This is a genomic window from Cobetia sp. 4B, from assembly GCF_018831605.1.
GTDB classification, from domain to species: Bacteria; Pseudomonadota; Gammaproteobacteria; order Pseudomonadales; family Halomonadaceae; genus Cobetia; species Cobetia amphilecti.
In genome coordinates, this window is the sequence record NZ_CP059843.1 from 4,085,703 (window position 1) to 4,109,494 (window position 23,792).

Consider the following 23,792-nt stretch of genomic DNA (forward strand, 5'->3'; position numbering starts at 1 on the left):
TCTGATCCGGTAAGATACCGCGCCCCTGTATTCCCGATTCCCGTCTTTGTCCTACCCCGAGGCTTCATGAGCGACTTCATTCCCGGTCAGCGCTGGATCAGTGACGGCGAGGCTGATCTCGGCCTTGGCACCATCCTCAATGTCGACTTCCGCACCGTCACCGTGCTCTTTGCCGCCAGCGAAGAAACCCGCACCTACAGTCTGCGCGAAGCGCCCCTTACCCGGGTGGCCTTCGGCAATGGCGACCGCATCCAGTCCGACGATGGCGAATGGCTGATCGTCGATGACTTCAAGGAAGTGCGCGGCCAGATCGTCTACATCTGTGAGCGCAGCGGCGAACATGCCGGCGAGCTCATCGAGCTTCCCGAAGCCCGCCTGAACGACAAGATGCAGTTCAATCAGGCGCGTGACCGCCTGCTGACCGGCCAGGTCGACCGCAATGACTGGTTCGACCTGCGCTACCGCACCCTGCGCCACTTCCATCGTGTCGAGCAGAGCCCGGCGCTGGGCCTGTCCGGCCCCAAGGTCGATCTGGTGCCACACCAGCTGTACATCGCCGATGAAGTCTCGCGCCGTCACGCGCCGCGCGTACTGCTGGCCGATGAAGTCGGCCTCGGCAAGACCATCGAAGCCGGCCTGATCCTGCATCGCCTGCTGCTCAGCGGCCGCGCCAGCCGAGCGCTGATCCTGGTACCGGCGAGCCTGACCCACCAGTGGCTGGTCGAGATGCTGCGCCGCTTCGCGCTGGATGTCTCGCTGCTCGACGAAGAGCAGTGCAAGGCCTACGGCACACGCAACCCCTTCGAAGGCAACCAGATCATCCTGGCCAGCCAGGACTGGCTGTTCGCCAACCCGTCGCGTCAGGTCCAGGCTGCCGCCTGCGATTGGGACATGCTGATCGTCGATGAGGCCCACCACCTCGACTGGAGCGAAGACAAGGTCGGTCCGGGCTACGCCTGTGTCGAATCCCTCGCTCGCCAGACCGCCGGTGTGCTGCTGCTGACCGCCACGCCGGAGCAGATGGGGCTCGAGAGCCACTTCGCGCGCCTGCGTCTGCTCGACCCGGAGCGCTATCACGACATCGAGCGCTTCAAGGCCGAGGAACAGGGCTATGTGGCCGTCGCCAGCGCCATCGACGCCCTGGAAGCGCTGCCCGCCGATCAGTCCGGTCTCGACAGCCTCGCCAGCGTGCTGGATGACAGCGACAGCCGCGCCCTGCTCGACACCCTGATGGACAGCGATGCCGACGATGCCCAGCGCGACAGCGCGCGTCGCCAGCTGCGCGACCAGCTGCTCGATCGCCACGGCACCGGCCGCGTGATGTTCCGCAACTCACGCACCCATGTCGCCGGCTTCCCCGAGCGTCGCCTGCACGTCCACGAGCTGGAACTGCCCTCCTCCTACCGTCGCGTGGTGCGCAAGCTGGAGCGTGACGAGGACTATCTCGATGACCTGCTGATCGAGACCGGCATGAACCACCCCGAGGTGGTGCTGTTCCTCGACGAGATGTATCGCGCCCTGCCCGATGATCGCATGAACGCGGAACCCTGGTGGCAGATCGACCCGCGCGTCATGTGGCTGCTGGAAACCCTGACCGACCTCGGCAACGAGAAGGCGCTGGTGATCTGTCATACCGCCGATACCGCGCGTGAGCTGTCCGAAGGCCTGCGCGTGCTGGGCGGCGTGCATGCACCGGTCTTCCATGAGGGCATGAGCCTGGTCGAGCGCGACCGTGCCGCCGCGGCCTTCGCCTCCGAAGAGGAAGGCGTGCAGCTGCTGGTGTGCTCGGAAATCGGCTCGGAAGGTCGCAACTTCCAGTTCTGTCACCACCTGGTGATGTTCGACCTGCCGGTACACCCGGACCAGCTCGAACAGCGCATCGGGCGCCTGGACCGCATCGGTCAGCAATTCCCGATCGAGATCCACGTGCCGGTCTTCGAAGGCTCGCCGGGCGCCCAGCTGCTGCGCTGGTACCGTGACGGCATGGACGCCTTCAGCGCGCCGCACGGCATCGGCAGCGAGCTCTACGCCCAGTTCGGCGACGAGCTGGAAGAAGCCCTGCTCGACAGCGAAGAGATCGACAGCATCATCGAGCAGACCCGCGAGCGCTTCGACGCCCTACAGGAAGAACGTCAGTCCGGCCGCAACCGCCTGCTGGAACTCAATGCCTGCCGTCACGAGCGCGCCGAGGAAGTCATCGCCGCCATCGAGACGCTGGACAACGACAAGGCGCTGCCCGGCTATCTGGAGCGCGCCTTCGACATCTTCGGCATCGAGAGCCGGGACCTCGGCGACGGCATCACCTATCTGGCACCGGGCCCGCACATGCTCGACGGCCTGCCGGGGCTGGTGAAGGGCGAGGAAGGCTTCAGCGTCACCAGCGACCGCACCACCGCGCTGTCACGCGAAGACGTGCAGCATCTGTCGTGGGAGCATCCGCTGGTACGCGAGATGCTGGTCCGCATCCTGGACGGCTCGATGGGCAACACCGCGCTGGCGCTGCTCAAGCACCCGGCGATTCCCGGTGGCCGCCTGATGACGGAAGTGGTGTTCCGCACCCAGTCCACCGCGCCGCGCGGCCTGCGTCTGGGCCGCTTCCTGCCGCCGACCGCCATCCGTGTGCTGCTGGATGAAACCGGCAGCAACCTGTCCGACAAGGTGTCCTTCGGCGGATTGGCCAAGAATCTCAAGCCGGTCAAGAAGGCGGTCGCGCGTGACCTGATCAAGCAGAGCCACGCCACGCTGCGCAAGCTGATGAGCGATGCCGAGCAGGAAGCCGAGCGCGAACTGCCGACCATCGTCGAGCAGGCCCAGCAGCAGATGCGCGAGCAGCTCAGTGCCGAACTGGCGCGCCTGGAAGCCCTGGCCAGCCACAACCCGGCCGTGCGCGAGGAAGAGCTCGAAGCGCTGCGGCAGGAGCGTGCCGCGCTGGATGGCGCCATCGAGACCACCCGTCTGCGTCTGGACAGTGTGCGCGTCATCGTCACCGTGGATGCCCACGAGCGTTGAGCTGACCGCAGGCGTCAGTGATGCACCTGAAACGCCCCACCTGCCATCGGCAGGTGGGGCGTTTTGCCGTGTGCGCCAGCGACAATGGCCCGCTGGACTTGCCAGATCGACCAGCGGCCGCGACGATGCCATCGCTTGCGTGCCACGATTCGCGGCCCATCACGTACGCTTTATCACTTCCGCTTCACCCCTATCGTTTCATCCTATCGTTTCATTACTACAGAGCACCCTCATGGCGAGATCATATCCAGAGAGCGACGAGGCAGCGTCAGGGCAGAGCTGGCAGGGAGAGCGCCTGGCCGAGGAAGGCGAGCGTGTCGCGAAGGTGGGGCTGTCGCTGCTGGCCGCGGGCGATGACTGGTGGGCCATCGACAAGCCGGCCGAGCTGCCCTCGGTACCGGGGCGTGATCCCTCGCGCTTCGACAGTGTCCATTCGCGCCTGTGCCAGCTGAGCGACGATACCCGTGCCGTGCACCGCCTGGATGTGGCGACCTCCGGGGTGCTGCTGGTGGCGCGCAACGTCGAGGGCCAGCGACGGCTGTCGCGGCTCTTCCAGTCGCGCACCATCGAGAAACGCTATCTGGCCGTGGTGGCAGGTCATCTCACGCCCGGCGTGGGCAGCATCGCCCTGCCGCTGCGCTGTGACTGGCCACGCCGCCCGCGTCAGATCGTCGACTTCACGCATGGCAAGTCGGCACTGACGCATTATCGGGTCGAGCAGCAACTGACGCTCGAGGGCCAGCGCCCGGATGGTACGCCTCAGACCCTCGCCGCCAGCCGTGTAGCGCTGACGCCGCATACCGGGCGCTCACACCAGCTACGCCTGCATATGCTGGCGCTCGGCCATCCGATCATCGGCGATGGCTTCTATGCGCGCGGAGCGGCACTCAATGCCAGCCCGCGCCTGTTGCTGCATGCGGCGCGCCTGGTGATTCCGCCAGCCAGCGACAGCGATGCGCCGCCACTGGTGCTGGAAGCGCCGCTGCCCTTCTAGCGGCGCCTTGCTGCCAAGGCTCACTTGCGTGACAGGATATCGGCGAAGGCCACGTCGAGGGTCGGGTAGTCGAAGGTGAAGCCGGCAGCCAGCAGACGCGCCGGCACCATGCGGGCGCCTTCCAGCAGCAGGGTGCTCATCTCCCCCAACCCCAGTTCAAGCGCCTTGGCCGGCAGCGGCAGGATCGCCGGACGCCCCAGACCGCGAGCCAGAGCGTGGGTGAAGCCCATGTTGGTGACCGGGTGCGGCGCGCTGGCATTGAAGGCACCGCTGAGACTGTCATCCGCCAGCAGACGCTCGATGATGCGAATCATGTCGTGGCGGTGGATCCACGGCATGTAATGGCGCCCATCCCCCAACCGCCCCCCGAGCCCGAGCTTGAAGGGCGTCAGCAGCTTGGCCAGTGTGCCGCCATCGGCCTCCATCACCAGGCCAGTGCGGATGATGGCCAGCCGTACGCCGTATTCGGTGACGGGCATGGCGGCCGCTTCCCAGTCGCGACACAGGCGATGATTGAAATCGTCGTGGGGCGTCGCCTGCTCGTCGATCTCGACATCGTCCGGCTCGCCCGCCTTGGGCTGTGCGCCGTAATAGCCCATCGCCGAACCGGACACCATCACCTGCGGCGGATGGCCTTCGGCGGCCAGCTGCTGGCACAGCATCACCAGATGCTCGGTGGTCTCCAGCCGCGAACGGCGCAGCTCACGCTTGTGATCCTCGCTCCAGCGCCGCCCGGCTATCGACTCCCCCGCCAGATTGACGATGCCCTCAGGCTGCCAATCCTTGAAGGCCAGTGACGAATCCGCCGCGACCACCGTCAGCCCCAGGTCGGCAAACTGGCGCTCAGCACGCTCCGGGCGGCGCGATACGACCGCCAGCGAGTGGCCCGCCGCGGCCAGTGACTGACACAGCGCCTGGCCGACGAACCCCGTTGCACCTGTTATCAATATTCGCATGTTGCCCTCCTCGGCGATGAAGCATCGAGTGTGCCGACTTACGCCATAAATCTATACTTATATTGTACAATTATGCGCAAGAAGTTAACTTTAGCGTATCTGCTGTCGGGTCATATGACGACCCGTCCCCCCCTGAACACCGCCCGCGCAGGAGTCGCCTCCAGATGCCAGTATCGTCCATCGCCATCATCGGTGCCGGTATCGCCGGATTGTCAGCCGCTACCCGACTGGCCGCACAGGGCCATGCGGTGACGATTTTCGAGAAGGCACGCGGCCCCGGCGGACGCCTGGCCAGTCGCCGCACGAGCGAAGGCCCCATCGACATCGGCGCGCAATACTTCACGGCGCGTGATCCACGCTTCCAGTCCGCGCTCGAGCAATGGCGGGCCGCAGACGTCGTCGCAACTTGGGGTGAGAGGCTGTTGAGCCTCGGCAAGTCGGCATCTGACGAGAGCCAATGGCAGCGGCTGCGCGATGATTCCACCCGCTACGTGGCCAGTCCGCGCATGAGCGCCCTGAGCCGCCACCTCAGTGAACAGCTGCCGGCCCACGCCAGTCTGCACAGCGAAACGCGCATCACGCGCCTGATCGCGGGCGAAGGCACATCATCAGGCAAGCGCTGGCGGCTCGAGGACAGTCACGGAGATCACCACGGCCCCTTCGATCACGTGGTGATCAGCGCACCGGCGCCGCAGGCACGCGCCCTGCTGAGCACGGCCGGTACCGACGCCCAGGGGGCGGCGCTCTGCGAGGACTCGCTGGCCCCGGCCCTGAGTGAGGCGCTGGCGCAGGTGGAGATGGCGCCGACCTGGACACTGATGGCCACTCTGGAGACGCCGCTACCCGCGCTGGGGGGCGACGCCGACTGGCAAGGGTTGCTGGTCAGTCGCGGTGATGATGGTCCGCTGCGCTGCGTGATGCGCCAGCATTCGCGTCCCGGCCGCCAGACACCGTCACATGCCAAGGAGACCCTGAGCAAAGAGACCCTGAGCCTGCTGGCGACCGCCGGCTGGAGCCGAGCGAATCTGGAGAAGTCGCCACAGGAGGTCGCGACCTTGCTGTGGCAGGCCTTCGAGGCACTGCCGGAGCTCCGCGAGCTGGCGCCGGGCTGGAGCCAGGGCAAGGTCACCCTTGCGGCGCATCGCTGGCGCTACGCTCACCCGACCCAGACACTGCCGCAGACCTCAGCGGCAACCGGCCAGAAGGGCTATGACCAGAAGGACTATGTCCACAATGTCTATGACCAGAAGGGCTATGGCCAAGGGTCATCCGGGCTATGGCTGGCCGGAGACGCCCTGCGTGGCCCGCGCGTCGAGGACGCCTGGCTGTCAGGACACGAGGTAGCCGAACAGCTGCTCAACACCCTCGCCGACAGCTGATACGCTGCCTCGACCCCTCATCGCCCACAGGATAGCTGCATGACTACGTCCACTGATCACGACAACGCCTTGATTCTATTGGCCCATGGGTCACGTGACCCGCGCTGGCGCGAGCCCTTCGAGGCACTGGAAGCCACACTGGCTTCCCGCCTCAAGCGCCCGACGCGTCTGGCCTATATGGAACTGTGCGATCCGCTGCTGACCGACACCATCGATGCCCTGGCGGCAGACGGTGCCGCACGTATCGACATCCTGCCGCTGTTCTTCGCGGCCGGCCGTCATCTGCGCGAGGACGTGCCCGCCATGCTGGAAGACTCGCAGCGCCAGCACCCCGACTGCCCCATCAGTCTGCTTGACCCGGTGGGTGCACATCCGGCCTTTGTCGAGGCCTTGATCCAGATTGTGGAGCAACAGGACAACGCCTAGACGGCCGATTTCATGACGGGACCTTCGGCGTCAAAGGCGCTGTGATGCACCTTCAAAACATGCGCACCGGGGATGCGACGCAGCTTGCCTCTTGTCAGGCTCTGGCGGCTGCGCCATCCTGATGCCCACATGTACAGCTAGTGCACAAGATGCATTGCCGGTATCCCACAGCGCCCCAAGTGACGACACTTCAACTTTACCCTGTGTGTCGTCCTCACCTGTGCTTCACCCGGGATGCCTCGTCACCGCCAGAGGTAACACCATTCATGACTGACAAGGCCACGGAAACTGCCAGTTCGCCGCTGTTTCCGATCCGCGAAGTCTCTCGCCTGACCGGCGTCAATTCGGTCACGCTGAGAGCCTGGGAACGCCGCTACGGACTGATCGAGCCCCGCCGGACGCCCAAGGGGCATCGCCTGTATGCCCGCGAGGACATCGAGCGGATCGAACACATCCTGCAGTGGCTCAACCGCGGAGTACCTGTCAGCCAGGTACGCGAGCTGCTCGACCAGCCGCAGCCGGAAAGCACGCCGATGCCGGACGAAGGCAGCTGGAGTGGCCAGCAGCAGCTGGCGCTGGCCGCCATCGACGCCCAGGACGAGGCGCGCCTGGCCGAGCTGTACAACCAGAGCCTGGCGCTGTACCCGGTCAGCAGCGTGGTCGAGCGCCTGTGGCGTCCGCTGCTCGAACAGCTCGAGGAGCGCGGTACCGCCACCTTCGGCACCCGCCTGGCCCAGTGCTTCTTCGAGAGCTTCCTGCGCTCGCGCATCGGTGCCCGGCTGGTGTTTGCCAATCAGGAGCGTCACGCCCCGCATATCACGCTGACTCGCCTGCCGGAAGAACCGGGCCTGAGCTGGCTGCTGCTGTTCGCGCTGGTCGCCAGCGACGCCGGCTATCACGTCAGCCTGCTGGATGGCCCACTGCCGCTGGCGGAGTTGCCGCTGGCCGCAGAGCGCCTGCAGGCACAGGCCGTGGTGCTGGTCGGCACCCAGGCCGAGCGCTCGGATGTCATGCGCCGTCAGTTGCCGCGGGTCGCAGAACAATTGAGCGTGCCGCTGGCCATCGCTGGCCCGGCCGCCCAGATTCGCCAGCAGGAGCTGGTAGACGGGCCCATTGAAGGCCTGGGGGCCGACCCGATTCAGGCGGTCGCTCGCCTGAGGTCCTTGATGGCACGTTGATCGCAGGCTCCTGCTCGGCATTGGTTTCACCGATCGCCAAGGAGCCCCGATGTCATCTGACTCACCATCCGCCTCTTCCCCCGCCTCCGCGCCAGCGGGGGCTCCCCTGCAGCTGGTCTGGCTGCGCAGTGACCTGCGCGTACACGACAACACTGCTCTCTCGCAGGCCGCCGCACGCGGCCCGGCCGTGGCCGTCGTCGCCCCCTGCCTGGCGCAGTGGGTCGAGCACGGCCACGGTGCCAACAAGCTCGACTTCCTGCGCCGCGGCCTGCATGTCCTGCAACAGGCACTCGCCGGCTATCACATCCCGCTCAAGGTGCTCGACTGCGACACCTTCGCCGAGGTGCCCGAGGCGCTGGCCGCGCTGTGCAACGAGCTGGGTGCCCAGGCCCTGCACTTCAACGACGAATATGCCGTCAATGAGCGTGAACGCGACAGGCGCGTGCGTGAGCGCCTTGCCGAGAGCGACGTCCGCCTGCATCGCTACACCGACATGCTGGCCTTCACGCCCGGCGAGCTGCTGACCGGCAAGGGCGATTACTACGGCGTCTTCACGCCCTTCTCCAAGCGCTGGCACAAGGAAGTCGATACCCGTCGTCTGGCGCTGAATGAGGCACCTGAAGTGCAAGCCACGCCCCGTGACGCCCAGGGGCGCGAGATCCAGGGCGACGCCATCCCGCCACTGCCCGAGACGCTCAAGGGCAAGCCGGCGACAGCGCTGGACGCCGAGCTATGGCCGGCCGGCGAAGAGGCCGCGCAGGAGCGCCTGGAGCGCTTCCTGACCTTCCGAGCGCGCCGCTACCACGAGCAGCGCGATATCCCCGCCACCCGTGGTACCAGCGAGCTATCGCCCTATCTGGCGCTGGGCATGATCTCAGCCCGCCAATGCTACGCCGCCGTACTGGCAGAGAACGGCAGCCTCGCCGATGGCGATGTCGGCCTGACCAGCTGGGTCAACGAGCTGATCTGGCGTGAGTTCTATCAGCACATCCTGGTCGGTTTCCCGCGCGTCAATCGCCACCGTCCCTTCCAGCGCCACACCGAAGCCCTGCAGTGGCGCGACGATGAGACAGGCTTCGCCGCCTGGTGCGAGGGCCGTACCGGCTACCCCATCGTCGATGCCGCCATGCGTCAGCTGGTGCAGACCGGCTGGATGCACAATCGCCTGCGCATGGTGACGGCGATGTTCCTCACCAAGCATCTGCTGATCGACTGGCGGCGTGGCGAGGCCTTCTTCATGACCCATCTCGTCGATGGTGAGCTGGGCGCCAACAATGGTGGCTGGCAATGGGCGGCTTCCACCGGCACCGATGCCGCGCCCTATTTCCGCATCTTCAATCCAACCACCCAGGGCCAGCGCTTCGACAAGGGCGGCGAGTTCATCGCGAGCATGGTGCCGGAACTGGCCGAGCTGCCCGCCAAGCGGCGCCACCAGCCCAGTGCGGATGACTGCCAACAGACGGGCTATCCACGACCGATCGTCGATCACAAGGCCGCCCGCCAGCGGGCGCTGGATACCTTCAAGGCGCTGTCAAAAAGCGAATGACCCCTCAAGCGGCCTGCTGACCTTCAGCAGGCCGCTCTTGTATCCCCCCTTCAGGAGCATTGCCATGCAATCGCTACCCGACGAGATAAGCCCGGCCCTGACTCGGGTATGTCGTCTTTACGAAAAGCTGGACAAAACCTCTACAGAACTGCTCAAATCAGTCTACAGTGACGATATCGTCTTCCGCGACCCCCTGCATGAAGTCCGCGGTCTGACGGCACTCAACGCCTATTTCTCAGGGTTGTACATGAATGTCGCCGCCATCGACTTCGTCTTTCATCACCCGCTGGGGCCGGTGCCTGCGCAAGCCGCCGGCCCTGCGGATGAAGGCAATGAACAGGGACTTGCCTGGCTAAGCTGGACGATGACCTATCGCCATACCCGTCTGAACGGGGGCAAGGACATCAGCGTGCAGGGCGCCTCACGCCTCGAGTTCCGAGACGGGAAGGTCATCCAGCACCGTGATTTCTTCGATGCCGGTGAGCTGCTCTACGAGCAGGTGCCTGTACTGCGCAACGTGATCGGCCTGCTGAAACGTCGCATGGACTGAGCAGCAGAGGGTTGAACCCTGGCGACATCCATACGGACACGCCCGGCGTTCTCTGAGTCAGTGCCATCCAGATTCGCCAGGCCAGGCAAGGCGCAGACACACAGACACACAGACACACAGACACGCAGAGACAGACAGGCAAGCCAGACACATACATGCCAAGGAGGGGAAATGGCCAGTCATGGTTCGAGCACCACATCGACGACCGCAAAGGCTCGCAAACGCATCTGGCTGACCGGCGCCAGCTCCGGCATCGGCGAAGGGCTGGCGCGCCGGCTGCTGGCGGATGGCCACCGGGTCGCCCTGAGCGCGCGCTCCGCCGACAAGCTGGAAGCCATCGCAGCCGATGCCGAGCAAGGCCCCGGGGAAGCGCTGGTCGTGACGCTCGACCTCACCGACCGTGAGGCCATCCGCGCGGCGGCCAGCCAGATAGAGGCCCGCTTTGGTGGACTCGACCTTGCACTGCTCAACGCTGGCACCTGCGAATATCTGGATGCACGGGAATTCGAGGCAGACCTGGTCCATCGCGTGTTCGCGACCAACTTCCAGGCCGCCGTGGATGTGATCGAAAGCGCCTTGCCGCTGCTGCGCATGGCAGCGGCAGACGGCGGTGAGCGACCGCAGCTGGCAGCGGTCTCCAGTGCCTCGGCCTACCTGCCGCTGCCACGCGCGGAGGCGTATGGCGCCTCCAAGGCCGCGGTGAGCTACTTCCTGGAGTCGCTGCGACTGGACCTCGACAACCAGGGCATCGATGTCAGCGTGATTCACCCCGGCTTCGTCAAGACACCGCTGACCGAGCGCAATGACTTCCCGATGCCGATGCAGGTCACTGTCGATCAGGCGGTCGAGGCGATCGTGGCGGGGCTCGCGCGTCATCGGCTCGACATCCATTTCCCGCGACGCTTCACGCTGCTGGTCAAGTTGCTGGGCATCCTGCCCGCCCCCTTGCAACGCAGCATCGGTCTACGCATGACCCGCGACTGACGATTCATTGCCGGTGAGGCAAACAGGCCTGCCAGTGCACCTTCCCGCAGCCCAGCTGCTGACGACATGGTTCGACTCGTTTTCCTTCTGGAGTGGCATGAATACAACAACGACACACGCGACAGCACCTCTGGACCGCCAGCGCATCGCCGTCATCGGCAGCGGCGTCAGCGGCATGTCAGCGGCCTACTACCTGAGTCGCAAGCATGAAGTACATGTCTTCGAGTCAGCCGAACGCCTGGGCGGCCACACCGCCACCATGGATGTGCAGTGCGCCGATGGCAGCGACTGGGCCATCGACACCGGCTTCATCGTCTTCAATGACCGCACCTACCCGCATTTCCAGCGCCTGCTGGAACGTCTCGACGTGGCCTATCAGCCCACAGAGATGAGCTTCTCGGTGCACACCACCGCCGAGGACTTCGAGTACAACGGCCATACCCTGCTGTCGCTGTTCGCCCAGAAGCGCAATCTGCTGCGTCCGCGCTTCTATCGCCTGCTGCGCGACATCCTGCGCTTCAACAAGCAGGCTGCCGCCGATCTGGACGACGGCAAGCTCGCCGAGGGCGCGACCCTGGGCAGCTACCTGGATGCCAATGGCTACTCGCAGGTATTCCGTGAGCATTACCTGCTGCCGATGGGCGCGGCGATCTGGTCCGCCAGCATCGCGGACATCGCGCAGTTCCCGCTGCTGTTCTTCGTGCGCTTCTTCCGCCATCACGGCCTGCTGTCGGTCAATGACCGCCCACAGTGGTTCACGCTGGTCGGTGGCTCGCGCGCCTATATCGCACCGCTGACCGAGGGCTATGCCGAGCGCATTCACCTCAACAGCAAGATCACCCGGGTCCTGCGCGACGCCGACGGCGTGACGCTTGAGCATGCCAATGGCCGCCGTGAACGCTTCGACCAGGTGGTGATGGCGTGTCATGCACCGCAGGCACTGGCGCTGCTCGGCGATGCCAGCGAGCAGGAGCGCGAAGTGCTCGGGGCGATCACGACCCAGCGCAATGACGTGGTGATGCATACCGACACCTCACTGCTGCCCAGGCGCAAGGCGGCCTGGGCGAGCTGGAACTATCGCCTCGACGGGCGCGAGGACGCCCAGCGGGCCAGCGTCACCTACGACATGAACATCCTGCAATGCCTTGATGAGCGCGAGCACCCGCCCCGCGAGACCTTCTGCATCACGCTCAATGACAGCGACGCGATTGATCCCGCTCGGGTGCTGGGGCGTTATGCCTATGACCACCCACGCTTCACGCTGGCTGCCGAAGCCGCCAAGGCCCGCTTCGAGGAGATTTCCGGTGTTCAGGCAACCCCGAACGGCAAGGTCGGCCACACCCATTTCTGTGGCGCCTGGTGGCGCAACGGCTTTCACGAGGATGGCGTATGGAGTGCGCTGCGGGTCGCCGAGGCACTGGGCGCTCGCGAGGCAGACGATTGAAGGTGCCCGCCAGCCGCATCGGCTATGGCACGCTGCGCCACCGTCGTCACGCGCCGCGCCTGCATGCCTTTCGCTATCGCGTCGCCATGGCGTGGCTGGCACTGGATGAGCTGCCGACGCTGATGGCCGGCACGCGCCTGGTGAGCGCCAGTCACGCCGCGCCACTGGCCTTTCGCGACAGTGACCATCTGCCGGCCGCAGTCCACGACATTGCCGATGGCCCACTCGAGGAGCGGGTGCGCACCGCCTGCCAGCGCGAGCTCGCCCGTGGTGGCGATCACGCGCCGCTGCCGCAGGGGCGCATCTTTCTGCTGACCCAGCTGCGCCACTTCGGGATCGGCTTCAACCCGATCCGCCTCTATTACCTCTATCACGCCTCAGGCCAGCTGGGCGCCGTGCTCGGCGAGGTAACCAATATCCCCTGGGGGGAGCGTGTGCTGTATGCCGCCCGGACTGACCCGCAGCGACGCATGCAGGCGGCGCAGTTCGACAAGCGCATGCATGTCTCGCCCTTCATGCCGATGGGCATGCGCTATCACTGGCGCTTCAACGACCCCAGCGCAGATGAGCTGTTGCTGCACATGGAAAATCACCCCCTCACCGGGGACACGGCGCGGAAAGCGCAGCACTCGCTGTTCGATGCCAGCCTGAGCCTGCATCTGGAACCGGCTACCCCGCGCGCCTTTCATCGCCTGCTGCTGCGTTTCCCCTGGATGACGCTCAAGACGGTCGCAGGCATTCATTTCGAGGCGCTGCGTCTGGCGCTCAAGCGCGTGCCGATCTTCGACCATCCGCGCTCGCCGTCTTCATCATGAGGAACTCATCATGAGCCAATTCGAACCCGCTCCCCCCACACTGGCCACGACCCGGGCACCGGCGGACCGCCTGACGCGGCTGCTGCGGCCACGCCTGCTGCGCATGCTCGACAAGCTCGAGGGTGGCAGCCTGACGGTGCTGGAAGGCCGTGAGCGCCACATGCTGGGCAAGGGCGGCGCGCGCAACGTCACGCTGCGTATCCATGACTCACGCGCGTGGCGGCGCATGGCGCTGGGTGGCACCGTCGCGGCGGCGGAGGCCTACATGGATGGCCAGTGGGAGACGGATGATCTGGTCGGGCTGGTGCGCCTGTTCGCCTACAACCTCGAGCAGGTCAATGACTCGGTGGACAGCGGGACGTCGCGCCTGTCCAAGTGGGCGCTGAGCGTCGCCTACGCGCTGGCGCGCAATACGCTGGCGGGTTCGAAGCGCAACATCTCGGCGCATTACGATCTCGGCAATGATCTCTTCGAGCTGTTTCTCGATCGCGAGCACCGCATGTATTCCGCGGCAGTGTTCCCCTATCCCGCGGCCAGCCTGGAAGCGGCCTCGACCCACAAGCTGGAGAAGCTGTTCAACCTGCTGGAACTGGGGCCGCAGCATCACCTGCTGGAAATCGGCACCGGCTGGGGCGGGCTGGCGATCCATGCCGCAAGAACACGCGGCTGCCGCGTGACCACCACGACCATTTCCGATGAGCAGCACGCCTATACCAGGGCGCGTATCGCCGCGGAAGGGCTGGAGGATCGCATCACGCTGCTCAAGGAAGACTACCGGGCACTGGAAGGCCGCTTCGATCGCATCGTCTCGGTGGAGATGATCGAGGCGGTCGGCCATCAGTATCTGCCGACCTACCTGAAGACCCTCGAGCGCCTGCTCGAGCCGGAAGGCCTGATCGCGCTGCAGGCCATCACGATTCGCGATCAGCGCTTCGTGGCCGCCAGCCGCGAGATGGACTTCATCAAGCGCTACATCTTCCCCGGCGGCTTCCTGCCGTCCCATGCGGCGATTCTCAGCGCCATGCAGCAGGACACCCAGCTGAACCTGTTGCAGCTCGAGGATATCGGCCTGCACTACGCCGCCACGCTCAAGGCCTGGGGGCAGCGCTTCGAGGCGCGTCTCGGGGAGGTCTATGCGCAAGGCTACGACGAGCGCTTCGTGCGCATGTGGCGTTACTACCTGGCGTACTGCGAGGGGGGCTTCCGCGAGCGCACCATCGGCACCTGTCAGCTGCTGCTGGGGGGGCCGGGGGCGCGTCCGGTACAGGCGGGGCTCCAGGATTGGGACGCCTGAACTTGCTGTCCGAGCGCCCTGGAGCACTGCTCAATGCCGGGCTCTTTCAGCTCGGCTGGTTCTGCTGCGTACTGGGCGGCTCGACGGTCGCCCTGCTGGCCACGCCGCTGATATTGGCCGTGCATCTGTGGCTGATCGTGCCAACGAGTGAGCGCCTGCGCGAACTGCGCTGGCTGGCCGCCTTCGTGGCGCTGGGCATGGTGGTGGATGGCAGTCTGTCACTGGCCGGCGGCTACACCATCACCTCGGACACGCCTGACTGGGCGCACTGGCTGCCCCTGCCTGTCTGGATGTGGTGTCTGTGGCCGCTGTTCGCCAGCACGATCCATCATGCGCTGCGCTGGTTGTGGCAGCGGCCCTGGCTTGCGGCGGCTGGCGGTGCCATCAGTGCGCCGCTGTCCTATTACGGCGGGGCGCAGCTCGCCAGTGTGACCCTCGCCGACTGGCTGCTACCGGCGCAGGCGCTGATCTGGGGCGGCCTGTGCCTGGGTATCGCACGCCTTCATGGCCATGCCGAGCGCGCCTGAGCGCCTCAGGCAGCTTTGATGGCCAGATTGCCGGCCTCGTAGCCATTGAGCCGCTCGATGACCTCCCCCGCGGGCGCCGGCCGCGAGAAGTAGAACCCCTGGATCCAGCCGCAGCCATTCGATACCAGATATTCACGCTGTTCGGCGGTTTCGACGCCTTCCGCGATCATCTCCATGCCCAGGCCCTTGGCCATCGCCAACACCGCCATCGTGATGGCAGCATCCGCACGCTCGCCGGGCAGGCTGCGGATGAAGGCGCGGTCCAGCTTGAGCTTGTCCACCGGCAGGTCCTTCAGATAGGCGAGTGATGAATAGCCGGTACCGAAATCGTCCACCGCGATCAGATGGCCGCGAGCGCGCAGGTCGGCCAGGCGTCGTGAGATGTCGCCGGCACGCTCATCCAGCAATACCGATTCCGTCAGCTCCAGCCCGATGGAGCTGGCGGGCACGTCATACTCCATCAACAGGCCCGCCAGCGAGGCCTCAAAGCCACCCTGGATCAGCTGCAAGGCCGAGACATTGACCCAGATGCACAGGCGGTGACCGGCACGCCGCCAGCTGGCCTGCTGCTGTACTGCCTCGCGCAGCACCCAGTTGCCCAGGCGCAGCATCAGGCCGTGGCGCTCGGCCAGCGGCACGAATTCGGCCGGTGAGATGGCCCCCCGCAGCGGGTGCTTCCAGCGCAACAGCGCCTCGACACTCGCAACCTTGCCGGTGCTGGCGTCGTGCTGACATTGATAGTGCAGCTGCAATTGCCCCTGGCTCTCGATGGCGACCCGCAGGTCATTCGCCAGCCCCAGCTGCAGGTCACCACCCGCATCCAGTGCGGGCTGAAAGCGCATGTCGGTATTGCGGCCATGTCGCTTGGCGGCATACAGGGCGCTTTCCAGACGCTGCATCAGCACATCGGCGTCAGCGCCATCCTCCGGCGCGCGGCAGCTGCCGATCGACAGCGCAAGGTGCAGCGCCTGATCGCCGATCTCGAAGGGCTTGGTCAGCACCTGACGCAGCTCATCCACCCAGGCGGTATGCTCGCCCCCCGCCGTGGAGCGCAGAATGACGAATTCGTCGCCGCCGATGCGCCCGACCACGCCGCCACGCGCCAGCGCCGTCAGACGCTGGGAGAACTGCTGCAGCAGACGATCGCCCCCTTCCGCGCCCAGGGCATCATTGATGCTCTTGAGCGCATCGATATCGATCAGTGCCAGGTCCATCGCCTCCCCGGCGCGCAGGCCGTTGAGGCGACTGACCAGCAGGTCGCCCAGCCGACGGCGATTGGGCAGGCCCGTCAGGGCATCTTCCAGCCCCAGGCGCTGCAGGTCCTGCTCGCGCGCCTTGTGGCGGGTGATATCGGTAAAGAGAGCGACATGGAAGACGTCGCCGCCCTGCTCGATACGGCGTGCCCGCAGCCACTCGGGGTATTCATCCCCCTGCTTGCGCCGATTCCAGACCTCGCCCTCCCAGTGGCCATTGACCTCGAGCGCCTGGCGATAACGGGCGTGAAATTCCTCGTCATGGCGCCCGGAAGACAGCAGGGAAGGGTTGCGACCAATGATCTCTTCCGGTGCGTAACCGGTGATATGACTGAAGGCGGCGTTTACGGCCAGCACCCGATTGTGGCGATCACTGATCACCAGACCATCACTGCTCAGGTGCACGGCGGCTTCCAGCAGCTGGCGATGCAGCAGCTGGCGACGACGCTGGCGCGCGATGTCCAGCCCCGCCAGAACGGCGGGCAGCAACGCGGCAAGACGCAGCTCGAGCCCCGGCAACCAGGGCAGCGCTGTCAAGGCAACGAGCGCCCCGATGATCAGGGGCCGATTGAAGTGGGCTTGCGGCCACATAAGCAGCTCTCGGTGGAAGGGGTCATCGGGGATGATCCTGCATTTGCAGGCAGCGGGCCACTCTCGGCACGACTCCAGCGGATTGCGACCGATGCCGGCAAAGGGGATCCCGCGCGAATCACACACTAGCTCCTATCGACCACTTTCCCCCCAGCTGTAGGACTTATTTGCACCCGCCCTTGCTGCCCTTTAGTCTGGCCCCCACGTGCATTCAGGGGTGCCAGCCATTAGACTAGCCCCATTCAGGCGCTCAGGTGCCTCGTACGGCATTACCATCCCGCTACTCGGAATGACTCAGTGACCAAGCAACACTCCTTTACTCGCGACGAGCTGCTGGCCTGTGGCCAGGGCGAACTCTTCGGCCCGGGCAATGCGCAACTGCCTGCTCCCAACATGCTGATGCTGGATCGCATCACTCACATCAGTGAGGAAGGCGGTAGCCACGGCAAGGGTCAGCTGATTGCTGAGCTGGATATCTCTCCGGACCTGTGGTTCTTCGACTGCCACTTCCCGGGTGATCCGGTGATGCCGGGCTGCCTGGGCCTCGATGCCATGTGGCAGCTGGTGGGCTTCCACCTCGGCTGGCTGGGCAATCCGGGCCGTGGCCGCGCGCTGGGCTGCGGCGAGGTCAAGTTCTCTGGCCAGGTGCTGCCGACCGCCAAGAAAGTGACCTACACCATCAACATCAAGCGAGTCATCACTCGCAAGCTGATCCTCGGCATCGCCGATGGTACAGTGACAGTTGACGGTCGCGACATCTATCAGGCCAACGACCTGCGCGTCGGTCTGTTCACCTCCACTGCGAACTTCTGAACGGGAGGCTCCCATGCGTAGAGTGGTAGTCACCGGGCTGGGCATTGTTTCCTGCCTGGGCAATGATCGCCAGCAGGTCCTGGAATCGCTCCGCGAAGGACGTTCTGGTATCCGCCGCAAAGAGGAATACGCCGAGCTGGGCTTCCGTAGCCACGTGGCCGGCGTTGTCGACATCAATCTCGAAGACCACATCGATCGCAAGCAATTGCGCTTCATGGGGGATGCTGCGGCCTATGCCTACATCTCCATGGCGCAGGCGATTGCCGATTCCGGTCTCACCGAAGAACAGGTTTCCCACGAGCGTACCGGCCTGATCGCCGGTTCCGGTGGCGCTTCCTCCGCGAACCAGGTCGAGGCCGCAGACGTGATGCGCGCCAAGGGCCTGCGTCGCGTCGGTCCCTACCGCGTCACTCGCACCATGGGCTCGACCGTCTCTGCCTGTCTGGCCACGCCGTTCAAGATCAAGGGTATCAACTACTCGATCTCCTCGGCCTGTGCCACGTCTGCCCACTGCATCGGTAGCGCCGTGGAACAGATCCAGCTGAACAAGCAGGACATCGTGTTTGCCGGTGGTGGTGAAGAAGAGCACTGGACCCTGTCCTGCCTGTTCGACGCCATGGGCGCCCTGTCAACCAGCTACAACGACACGCCGGAAACCGCGTCGCGTCCGTACGACAAGACCCGTGATGGCTTCGTCATCGCTGGCGGCGGCGGCATGCTGGTGCTCGAGGAGCTGGAACACGCCAAGGCACGCGGCGCGAAGATCTACGCCGAAGTGACCGGCTATGGCGCGACCTCCGATGGCCACGACATGGTGGCACCGTCCGGCGAAGGTGCAGCACGCTGCATGCGTCAGGCGATGGCGACCGTGAATGGCGATATCGACTACATCAACACCCACGGCACCTCGACGCCGGTGGGCGATGTGGCCGAGCTCAAGGCCATCCAGGAAGTCTTCGGCGCCGCCAGCCCGGCAATGAGCTCGACCAAGTCGCTGACGGGTCACTCGCTGGGCGCCACTGGCGTGCAGGAAGCCATCTACTCCATGCTGATGATGGAGAACGACTTCATTGCCGCGTCTGCCAACGTCAGCGAGCTGGATGACCGCGCCGAAGGCCTCGACATCGTCACGACCCGTCGTGATGGCGTCAAGATCGACCGTGTGCTGTCCAACAGCTTCGGCTTCGGTGGCACCAACGCCTGCCTGATTCTGGAACGTTTCCAGGACTGATTCAGCACGCGTTCAGCAGATACGCGTTCAGCAGATACGCGTTCAGCAGACATGCAGTCTGCAGGTATGCGCTGGTGTGAGACACGAAAAGGCCGCCCTTCGGGGCGGCCTTTTTGGTGGCTGTCCGGTACTCGCTGGCGGGCACCGGATGCATCAGATGAGCAAAAGAGAAAGCGTCAGACAGTCAGGCGCCGACGCTATCGGCCGCCGCTTCCTCTTCCAGCGGCGGACGCTGGACGCTGGAGATTTCCTGCAGCTTGGTCTCGACCCAGGCCTCGACATCGGCGATCACCGCATCCGGCTTGCGCCCCGTCGTCTCGATGGCCGGGCCATAGGCGACATGGATGGTGCCCGGGCGCTTGATCCAGCTGTCGTTGGGCCAGATCTCACCGGCATTGTGCGCCACCGGTACCACCGGCACGCCGGCACGGCAGGCAATCGCGGCACCGGACTTGTTGAACTTCTTGCGCGTCCCCGGCGCGATGCGCGTGCCTTCCGGGAAGATCAGCACGGTAAAACCGTCCTTGAGGCGCTGAGTGCCCACTGACAGCACCTGTTTGAGCGCCTTGGACGGCTGGGTGCGATCCAGCGGAATCGGCTCCAGCAGTTTCAGCCCCCAGCCGAAGACCGGAATCTTCAGCAGCTCCTGCTTGAGTACGGTGCATAGTGGACGCTTGGCCACCTGCAGATAGATGGTTTCCCACTCGCTCTGGTGGTTGGCCAGCAGCACGCAGGCTCCCTCAGGCAAGGCGTCACGCCCGCTCACCTGCACCTTCACGCCGCAGGTCAGACGGAACCACCACAGCACGATATGGTTGTAGCTATGCAGGACACGGTAGCGCGCCTGTAGCGGAAGGCAGGCCGCCAGCGGCACCAGCACCACGGCGCTGAGCAGCAACGCCATGAAATAACCTACATAAAACAGCACGCTACGCAGCGCATTCACAGGCACAGTCTCCACAGGTCAGATCGAATCGGGGCGAGATGAGCCGGAGGCGCGCTGCGCGATCCAGTCATCCATCAGGCGGGATAGTTCGAGGCGCCACGGCTTCTGATGCACACCGAAGGTGTCCAGCACGCGACGGCAGTTGAGCACACGCCGCAGCGGCGTACCGGCGTTGAGCGTCAGTGCCTTGAGCGGGCCCGCGGCCACCGTCTCGCCCAGCCCCTCGAGACGGGTGATCAACTGGGTACGCACGACACTGACGAAGGCGTAGGTGCTGATGGGCTCGGTGCCGGCCAGATGGTAGGCCCCCCAGGCATCCGCACCGCAGCGCTGCTGCTGGAGCATGCCGATCAGCGCCATCGCCACGGCATCGACACTGGTCGGGCACAGGATGACGTCCTCGGCGGCACGCACCTCTTCACCCGCCAGCAGACGCTCGATCAGCGTCGGCAACCAGGCATCGCGCCCTTCCGGACCGAACAGCGGGCCCAGACGCACGATCAGGTGATTGGGCAGCTCGGCACGGATGCGGTCACCGGTCGCGATGACGCGGCGCAGCGCCGTATCGATCGGCGAGGGCACCTCGTCCTCGTCGAGCAAGCCTTCGCCGCCCTGCTCGAACATCTGATCTGCCACGCACCACACCAGCGGTGTGCCGGTCTCGATACAGGCGGCCAGCACTTGCTCCACCGCCTCGGCATGCGCCATCACCTCGGCAGGTGCGGAATCGGCCGGGCGTGCGAACGGCGGCACGATGACGACATCCGCCTGGCTGGCGCGGATGTCATCGGCGCCAATACGGTCAGACTCGACGGCGTTGAGCTCAAGATCGGCGCGCGTACCGGCCGCACGAATCAGACCCAGGCCAAGACAATGCCCGGCATCTAGCAGCAAGAGTTTCACAGGCAGGCTCCAGCAAACAGGCGCATCGCCGCAAGAGGCGACGATGCAAAGGTGTCATTCTATCAACCTTGCAGACTGGCTGCAGGCCCGTTGTTGCGTGGAGTAATGGAGATCAAAGGGGCGCCGATCGGGTGAGGGCGACCGATGCCGTAGCCTTGCACGAAGTCGACACCGATCAGCTCGAGGGCGGGGATCAGCTCAAGACGCTCGACATATTCCGCCACCGTGATGATGCCCATCTGGGCACAGATGCCACAGATGGCGGAGACGATGGCGGCGTCGAGGCTATCGCGAGTCAGGTTGCGCACGAAGGCGCCGTCGATCTTGAGCTGGTTGACCGGCAGCTCCTTGAGGTAGGCAAAGGACGACATGCCGCTGCCGAAGTCGTCCAGGGCGAAGCTGCAGCCGAGCCGGCGCATGCTGTAGATGAACTCGCGCGCCTGGGCCAGATTGCTGATGGCCGCCGTCTCGGTGATCTCGAAGCACAGCCGCTGGGGCATGACGGAGCTTTGCGTGACCAGCGCCGCCAGCTGATCGCGCATGCGCAGGTCACCCATGCTCTGGCCGGAGAGGTTGATCGCCAGCACGGCATCCGATTCGATGCGGCCATCATCGGACTCCAGCACCTGCAGCGCCTGGGTGACGACCCAGATATCAATCTCGGGCATCAGGCCGAATCGCTCCGCCGTCGCCATGAAGTGCGCCGGGGCCAGGTGCTCGCCCGAGTCGTTGACGTAGCGCAGCAGCACCTCATAGTAGGGCTTGCTGGTGGCATCACTCAGCGAGCGGATCGGCTGGATGTACAGCGTGAAGCGATCATTCTCCAGCGCCTCGTGCAGCAGCGGCAGCCATTGCACCTCGCGCTGGGCGCGCTCGAACCCCGCATCTCCATCATGGTAGGCATGCACCTGATTGCGCCCGCTCTGCTTGGCCATGTAGCAGGCCCCATCCGCCTGACGCAGGACCTCGGAGGCCTGGACACCACTTTCGACCGGCGCGACCCCGATACTGACGCCCAACTGGAATGGCCGCCCCTCATCGTAGTAGCGATAGGCACTGACGGCCGCGCACAGCGCTTCGGCACGCTCGATGGCCTGCTCGCGAGAACAGCGATAGAGCAGCACGGCGAACTCATCGCCCCCCAGGCGCGCCAGCACATCCGTTTCCCGCACCTGCGCTCGCATCAGCGCGGAGAGCTCGCGCAATACGGTGTCTCCAGCCGCGTGACCGCAGGTGTCGTTGACCACCTTGAAGAAGTCGAGATCCAGGTACAGCAGCTGGTGAAAGCCGCCATCGGCCAGCGCCGCGGTGAGAGAGTCATCGAAGGCGGTGCGATTGTGCAGGCCGGTCAGGCTGTCGTGATGCGCCTGGAAGTTGAGGCGCCGAATCATGGCCTGGCGATAGCTGATGTCGCGGAAGACCAGTACGGCCCCCTCGACATCCCCACTGCGACGCCGCACGGGCGAGGCCTTGAGCTCCACGGCACATTCACTGCCATCACGTGCCACCAGCAGCGTCTGGCTGGACATGTGCACCACTTCACCACGCTGCAAGACCCCTTCCAGCTGGCTGGCAACCGACTGCAACGTACCTTCATGACGCAGCTGCAAGATGCGCGCCCAGGGACGACCGCGGGCCAACGACGGGTCCCAGCCACACAGTTCGGCAGCGATGGGATTGATGTGCTGGATATGGCCCTCGCGATCGAGGCTGATCACTCCTTCATCGATGGAATCCAGCATGACCGCCACCTGATCGCGCTCATGACGCAGCTCCCGGGTCCGATACTCCAGCAGGCCATCCAGACGCGAGCGGTAATGACGGCTGCGACGCATGCGCTGCTCGGCACTGATGGCCAGGAGTGCCAGCCCCAGCACGGCCAGGGTCGCGATCGCGATGGCCAGGGCCAGCCACAGATTCTGCCCGGAGTTCATGCCCACCCCGGCGGGAGAGATGATGGGCGTGGTCAGCGGCATCATCTCCATCGCCGCCATGCCGATGTAATGCATGCCGGCGATGGCAAGACCCATCGCACCGGCCGCCAGGGCCTGATAGATACGATTGGGGCGGCGCTGGCGCAAGAAGAAGCCTCCCAGCCACAGGGCCGCCGTCGCGGCCACCACCGCCACCACGATAGACACCGCGAACAGCAGCGGGTCATAGCGGTATGGCATGTGCATCTGCATCGCCGCCATGCCGGTGTAGTGCATCGTGGCGATGCCGCCGCCCATGATGGTCCCGCTGGTCATCAACAGCATCGGCGTCAGGCGTGGCAACGTATTCACCCAGAGTGCCAGCCCCGAGGCCAGCATCGCGATCAGCACCGACAACGCCGTCAGGCCGGGCGCATAGGTGACCGAAGCCGGGCTTTCATACGCCAGCATGCCGATGAAATGCATGGCCCAGACACCCAGCCCCATCGCCACGGCTCCGCCCACCAGCCAGCCGAGGCTGGTGGCGCGCGAAGGGGCCAGCGCGACCTGACGAATCAGCTGCAGCGCTGCATGTGAAGCCAGCACTGCGACCACGATTGACAGGGCGACCAGTGGATAGGAATAACTGCCATGCATGAATAACCTCAATCATCAGGGGCATGCCACAGTCGGCAAGATAGGGGCGGAAATCCGACAACGGCGTCATGTCGCCAGCACCCCCTCTGGAGTACCACGACAGGCTTCTCAGGCCATGGATTGCCACCCGACAACACTGGCAGTCCAACGGCGAGATACCAAGAGAATACGGCCATGAAGCGTTTTTTGCACAACGCTCGTTTGCAACGCATGTATGAGCCGCAATGGACTGGCGCTCAACCTCCCTTACGCGCGGCACTAGCCACTGGATGTCGCGCTCGGAATCATTTCTCATGATCGGCGATAATTCATGCAAAACAGTCGCTTACATAAAAAAATATCGCGAACATCTCATGGGTGATTCAAAAAAAAGCCCTCGCTGA

Annotated in this window: 19 protein-coding genes; 14 read left to right on the plus strand and 5 right to left on the minus strand. The window is 65.1% G+C overall.

Annotated features, from left to right (window positions below; genetic code table 11):
- Nucleotides 1-66: 66 nt before the first annotated feature.
- Nucleotides 67-3,009: an RNA polymerase-associated protein RapA gene (gene rapA, locus H2O77_RS16755; protein WP_215823585.1), complete on the plus strand. Its 2,943-nt coding sequence runs from the start codon at nt 67-69 to the stop codon at nt 3,007-3,009.
- 232 nt (nt 3,010-3,241) lie between these two features.
- Nucleotides 3,242-4,003 carry an RluA family pseudouridine synthase gene (locus tag H2O77_RS16760; RefSeq protein ID WP_215823586.1) on the plus strand — a complete coding sequence of 254 codons (762 nt, stop codon included), beginning with the start codon at nt 3,242-3,244 and terminating at the stop codon, nt 4,001-4,003.
- A 20-nt stretch (nt 4,004-4,023) separates the two neighbouring features.
- Here H2O77_RS16760 and H2O77_RS16765 read toward each other — a convergent pair whose 3' ends face one another.
- On the minus strand, nt 4,024-4,959 hold the full coding sequence (locus H2O77_RS16765; RefSeq protein WP_054556918.1) for a TIGR01777 family oxidoreductase: 936 nt from the start codon (nt 4,957-4,959) through the stop codon (nt 4,024-4,026).
- Nucleotides 4,960-5,123: 164 nt separating this feature from the next.
- Here H2O77_RS16765 and H2O77_RS16770 point away from each other — a divergent pair, with 164 nt between their 5' ends.
- The 10 genes from H2O77_RS16770 (at nt 5,124) to H2O77_RS16815 (ending at nt 15,102) form a co-directional block, all read left to right on the plus strand.
- The gene (locus tag H2O77_RS16770; protein ID WP_215823587.1) at nt 5,124-6,338 is read left to right on the plus strand and encodes an FAD-dependent oxidoreductase; all 1,215 of its coding nucleotides are present in this window, start codon (nt 5,124-5,126) and stop codon (nt 6,336-6,338) included.
- Nucleotides 6,339-6,377: 39 nt separating this feature from the next.
- Entirely contained in the window at nt 6,378-6,764 is a 387-nt protein-coding gene (locus H2O77_RS16775) for a CbiX/SirB N-terminal domain-containing protein (protein WP_043335994.1), read from the plus strand.
- A 266-nt stretch (nt 6,765-7,030) separates the two neighbouring features.
- Nucleotides 7,031-7,942, plus strand: a complete 912-nt coding sequence (locus tag H2O77_RS16780) for a MerR family transcriptional regulator (RefSeq protein ID WP_043335996.1) — start codon at nt 7,031-7,033, stop codon at nt 7,940-7,942.
- A gap of 49 nt (nt 7,943-7,991) precedes the next feature.
- Nucleotides 7,992-9,488, plus strand: a complete 1,497-nt coding sequence (phrB, locus tag H2O77_RS16785; protein WP_215823588.1) for a deoxyribodipyrimidine photo-lyase — start codon at nt 7,992-7,994, stop codon at nt 9,486-9,488.
- A 64-nt stretch (nt 9,489-9,552) separates the two neighbouring features.
- On the plus strand, nt 9,553-10,038 hold the full coding sequence (locus tag H2O77_RS16790; protein WP_215823589.1) for a nuclear transport factor 2 family protein: 486 nt from the start codon (nt 9,553-9,555) through the stop codon (nt 10,036-10,038).
- A gap of 171 nt (nt 10,039-10,209) precedes the next feature.
- A complete protein-coding gene (locus H2O77_RS16795; RefSeq protein ID WP_215823590.1) occupies nt 10,210-11,022 on the plus strand; it encodes an SDR family NAD(P)-dependent oxidoreductase in 813 nt (270 codons plus the stop codon).
- A gap of 97 nt (nt 11,023-11,119) precedes the next feature.
- Nucleotides 11,120-12,466 (plus strand): FAD-dependent oxidoreductase, encoded by a 1,347-nt coding sequence (locus H2O77_RS16800; RefSeq protein ID WP_215823591.1) that lies wholly within the window; start codon nt 11,120-11,122, stop codon nt 12,464-12,466.
- Between the two features lie 2 nt (nt 12,467-12,468).
- A complete protein-coding gene (locus H2O77_RS16805; RefSeq protein WP_240548648.1) occupies nt 12,469-13,281 on the plus strand; it encodes a DUF1365 domain-containing protein in 813 nt (270 codons plus the stop codon).
- 10 nt (nt 13,282-13,291) lie between these two features.
- The gene (locus tag H2O77_RS16810) at nt 13,292-14,575 is read left to right on the plus strand and encodes a cyclopropane-fatty-acyl-phospholipid synthase family protein (RefSeq protein ID WP_215823593.1); all 1,284 of its coding nucleotides are present in this window, start codon (nt 13,292-13,294) and stop codon (nt 14,573-14,575) included.
- Nucleotides 14,563-15,102: a DUF2878 domain-containing protein gene (locus H2O77_RS16815; protein WP_240548649.1), complete on the plus strand. Its 540-nt coding sequence runs from the start codon at nt 14,563-14,565 to the stop codon at nt 15,100-15,102. The genes H2O77_RS16810 and H2O77_RS16815 overlap by 13 nt, the downstream gene beginning before the upstream one ends.
- 5 nt (nt 15,103-15,107) lie before the next feature.
- Here H2O77_RS16815 and H2O77_RS16820 read toward each other — a convergent pair whose 3' ends face one another.
- Nucleotides 15,108-16,946, minus strand: coding sequence for a GGDEF domain-containing phosphodiesterase (locus H2O77_RS16820; RefSeq protein WP_215823594.1), 1,839 nt, complete (start codon nt 16,944-16,946; stop codon nt 15,108-15,110).
- A 297-nt stretch (nt 16,947-17,243) separates the two neighbouring features.
- Between H2O77_RS16820 and fabA the strand changes: the two genes are divergently transcribed.
- Together fabA and fabB are read left to right on the plus strand one after the other, a co-directional pair.
- A complete protein-coding gene (gene fabA, locus H2O77_RS16825; protein WP_043334808.1) occupies nt 17,244-17,759 on the plus strand; it encodes a 3-hydroxyacyl-[acyl-carrier-protein] dehydratase FabA in 516 nt (171 codons plus the stop codon).
- Between the two features lie 13 nt (nt 17,760-17,772).
- The gene (gene fabB / locus H2O77_RS16830; protein WP_043334810.1) at nt 17,773-18,990 is read left to right on the plus strand and encodes a beta-ketoacyl-ACP synthase I; all 1,218 of its coding nucleotides are present in this window, start codon (nt 17,773-17,775) and stop codon (nt 18,988-18,990) included.
- Between the two features lie 184 nt (nt 18,991-19,174).
- Here the strand turns inward: fabB and H2O77_RS16835 are convergent, their stop codons facing one another.
- The 3 genes from H2O77_RS16835 to H2O77_RS16845 form a co-directional block, all read right to left on the minus strand.
- A complete protein-coding gene (locus H2O77_RS16835) occupies nt 19,175-19,894 on the minus strand; it encodes a lysophospholipid acyltransferase family protein (protein ID WP_215823595.1) in 720 nt (239 codons plus the stop codon).
- A 60-nt stretch (nt 19,895-19,954) separates the two neighbouring features.
- On the minus strand, nt 19,955-20,839 hold the full coding sequence (locus tag H2O77_RS16840) for a sugar nucleotide-binding protein (protein ID WP_043334814.1): 885 nt from the start codon (nt 20,837-20,839) through the stop codon (nt 19,955-19,957).
- 62 nt (nt 20,840-20,901) lie between these two features.
- Nucleotides 20,902-23,409, minus strand: a complete 2,508-nt coding sequence (locus H2O77_RS16845; protein WP_215823596.1) for an EAL domain-containing protein — start codon at nt 23,407-23,409, stop codon at nt 20,902-20,904.
- Between the last annotated feature and the right edge of the window lie 383 nt (nt 23,410-23,792).

Coding starts and splice junctions, on each gene's coding strand:
- H2O77_RS16810 (WP_215823593.1), top strand. CDS start 13,292: ATGAGCCAATTCGAACCCGCTCCCCCCACACTGGCCACGACCCGGGCA.
- H2O77_RS16835 (WP_215823595.1), bottom strand. CDS start 19,894: ATGGCGTTGCTGCTCAGCGCCGTGGTGCTGGTGCCGCTGGCGGCCTGC.
- H2O77_RS16770 (WP_215823587.1), top strand. CDS start 5,124: ATGCCAGTATCGTCCATCGCCATCATCGGTGCCGGTATCGCCGGATTG.
- phrB (WP_215823588.1), top strand. CDS start 7,992: ATGTCATCTGACTCACCATCCGCCTCTTCCCCCGCCTCCGCGCCAGCG.
- H2O77_RS16845 (WP_215823596.1), bottom strand. CDS start 23,409: ATGCATGGCAGTTATTCCTATCCACTGGTCGCCCTGTCAATCGTGGTC.
- H2O77_RS16795 (WP_215823590.1), top strand. CDS start 10,210: ATGGCCAGTCATGGTTCGAGCACCACATCGACGACCGCAAAGGCTCGC.
- H2O77_RS16765 (WP_054556918.1), bottom strand. CDS start 4,959: ATGCGAATATTGATAACAGGTGCAACGGGGTTCGTCGGCCAGGCGCTG.
- H2O77_RS16820 (WP_215823594.1), bottom strand. CDS start 16,946: ATGTGGCCGCAAGCCCACTTCAATCGGCCCCTGATCATCGGGGCGCTC.
- H2O77_RS16790 (WP_215823589.1), top strand. CDS start 9,553: ATGCAATCGCTACCCGACGAGATAAGCCCGGCCCTGACTCGGGTATGT.
- H2O77_RS16775 (WP_043335994.1), top strand. CDS start 6,378: ATGACTACGTCCACTGATCACGACAACGCCTTGATTCTATTGGCCCAT.
- H2O77_RS16800 (WP_215823591.1), top strand. CDS start 11,120: ATGAATACAACAACGACACACGCGACAGCACCTCTGGACCGCCAGCGC.
- H2O77_RS16780 (WP_043335996.1), top strand. CDS start 7,031: ATGACTGACAAGGCCACGGAAACTGCCAGTTCGCCGCTGTTTCCGATC.
- H2O77_RS16760 (WP_215823586.1), top strand. CDS start 3,242: ATGGCGAGATCATATCCAGAGAGCGACGAGGCAGCGTCAGGGCAGAGC.
- rapA (WP_215823585.1), top strand. CDS start 67: ATGAGCGACTTCATTCCCGGTCAGCGCTGGATCAGTGACGGCGAGGCT.
- fabB (WP_043334810.1), top strand. CDS start 17,773: ATGCGTAGAGTGGTAGTCACCGGGCTGGGCATTGTTTCCTGCCTGGGC.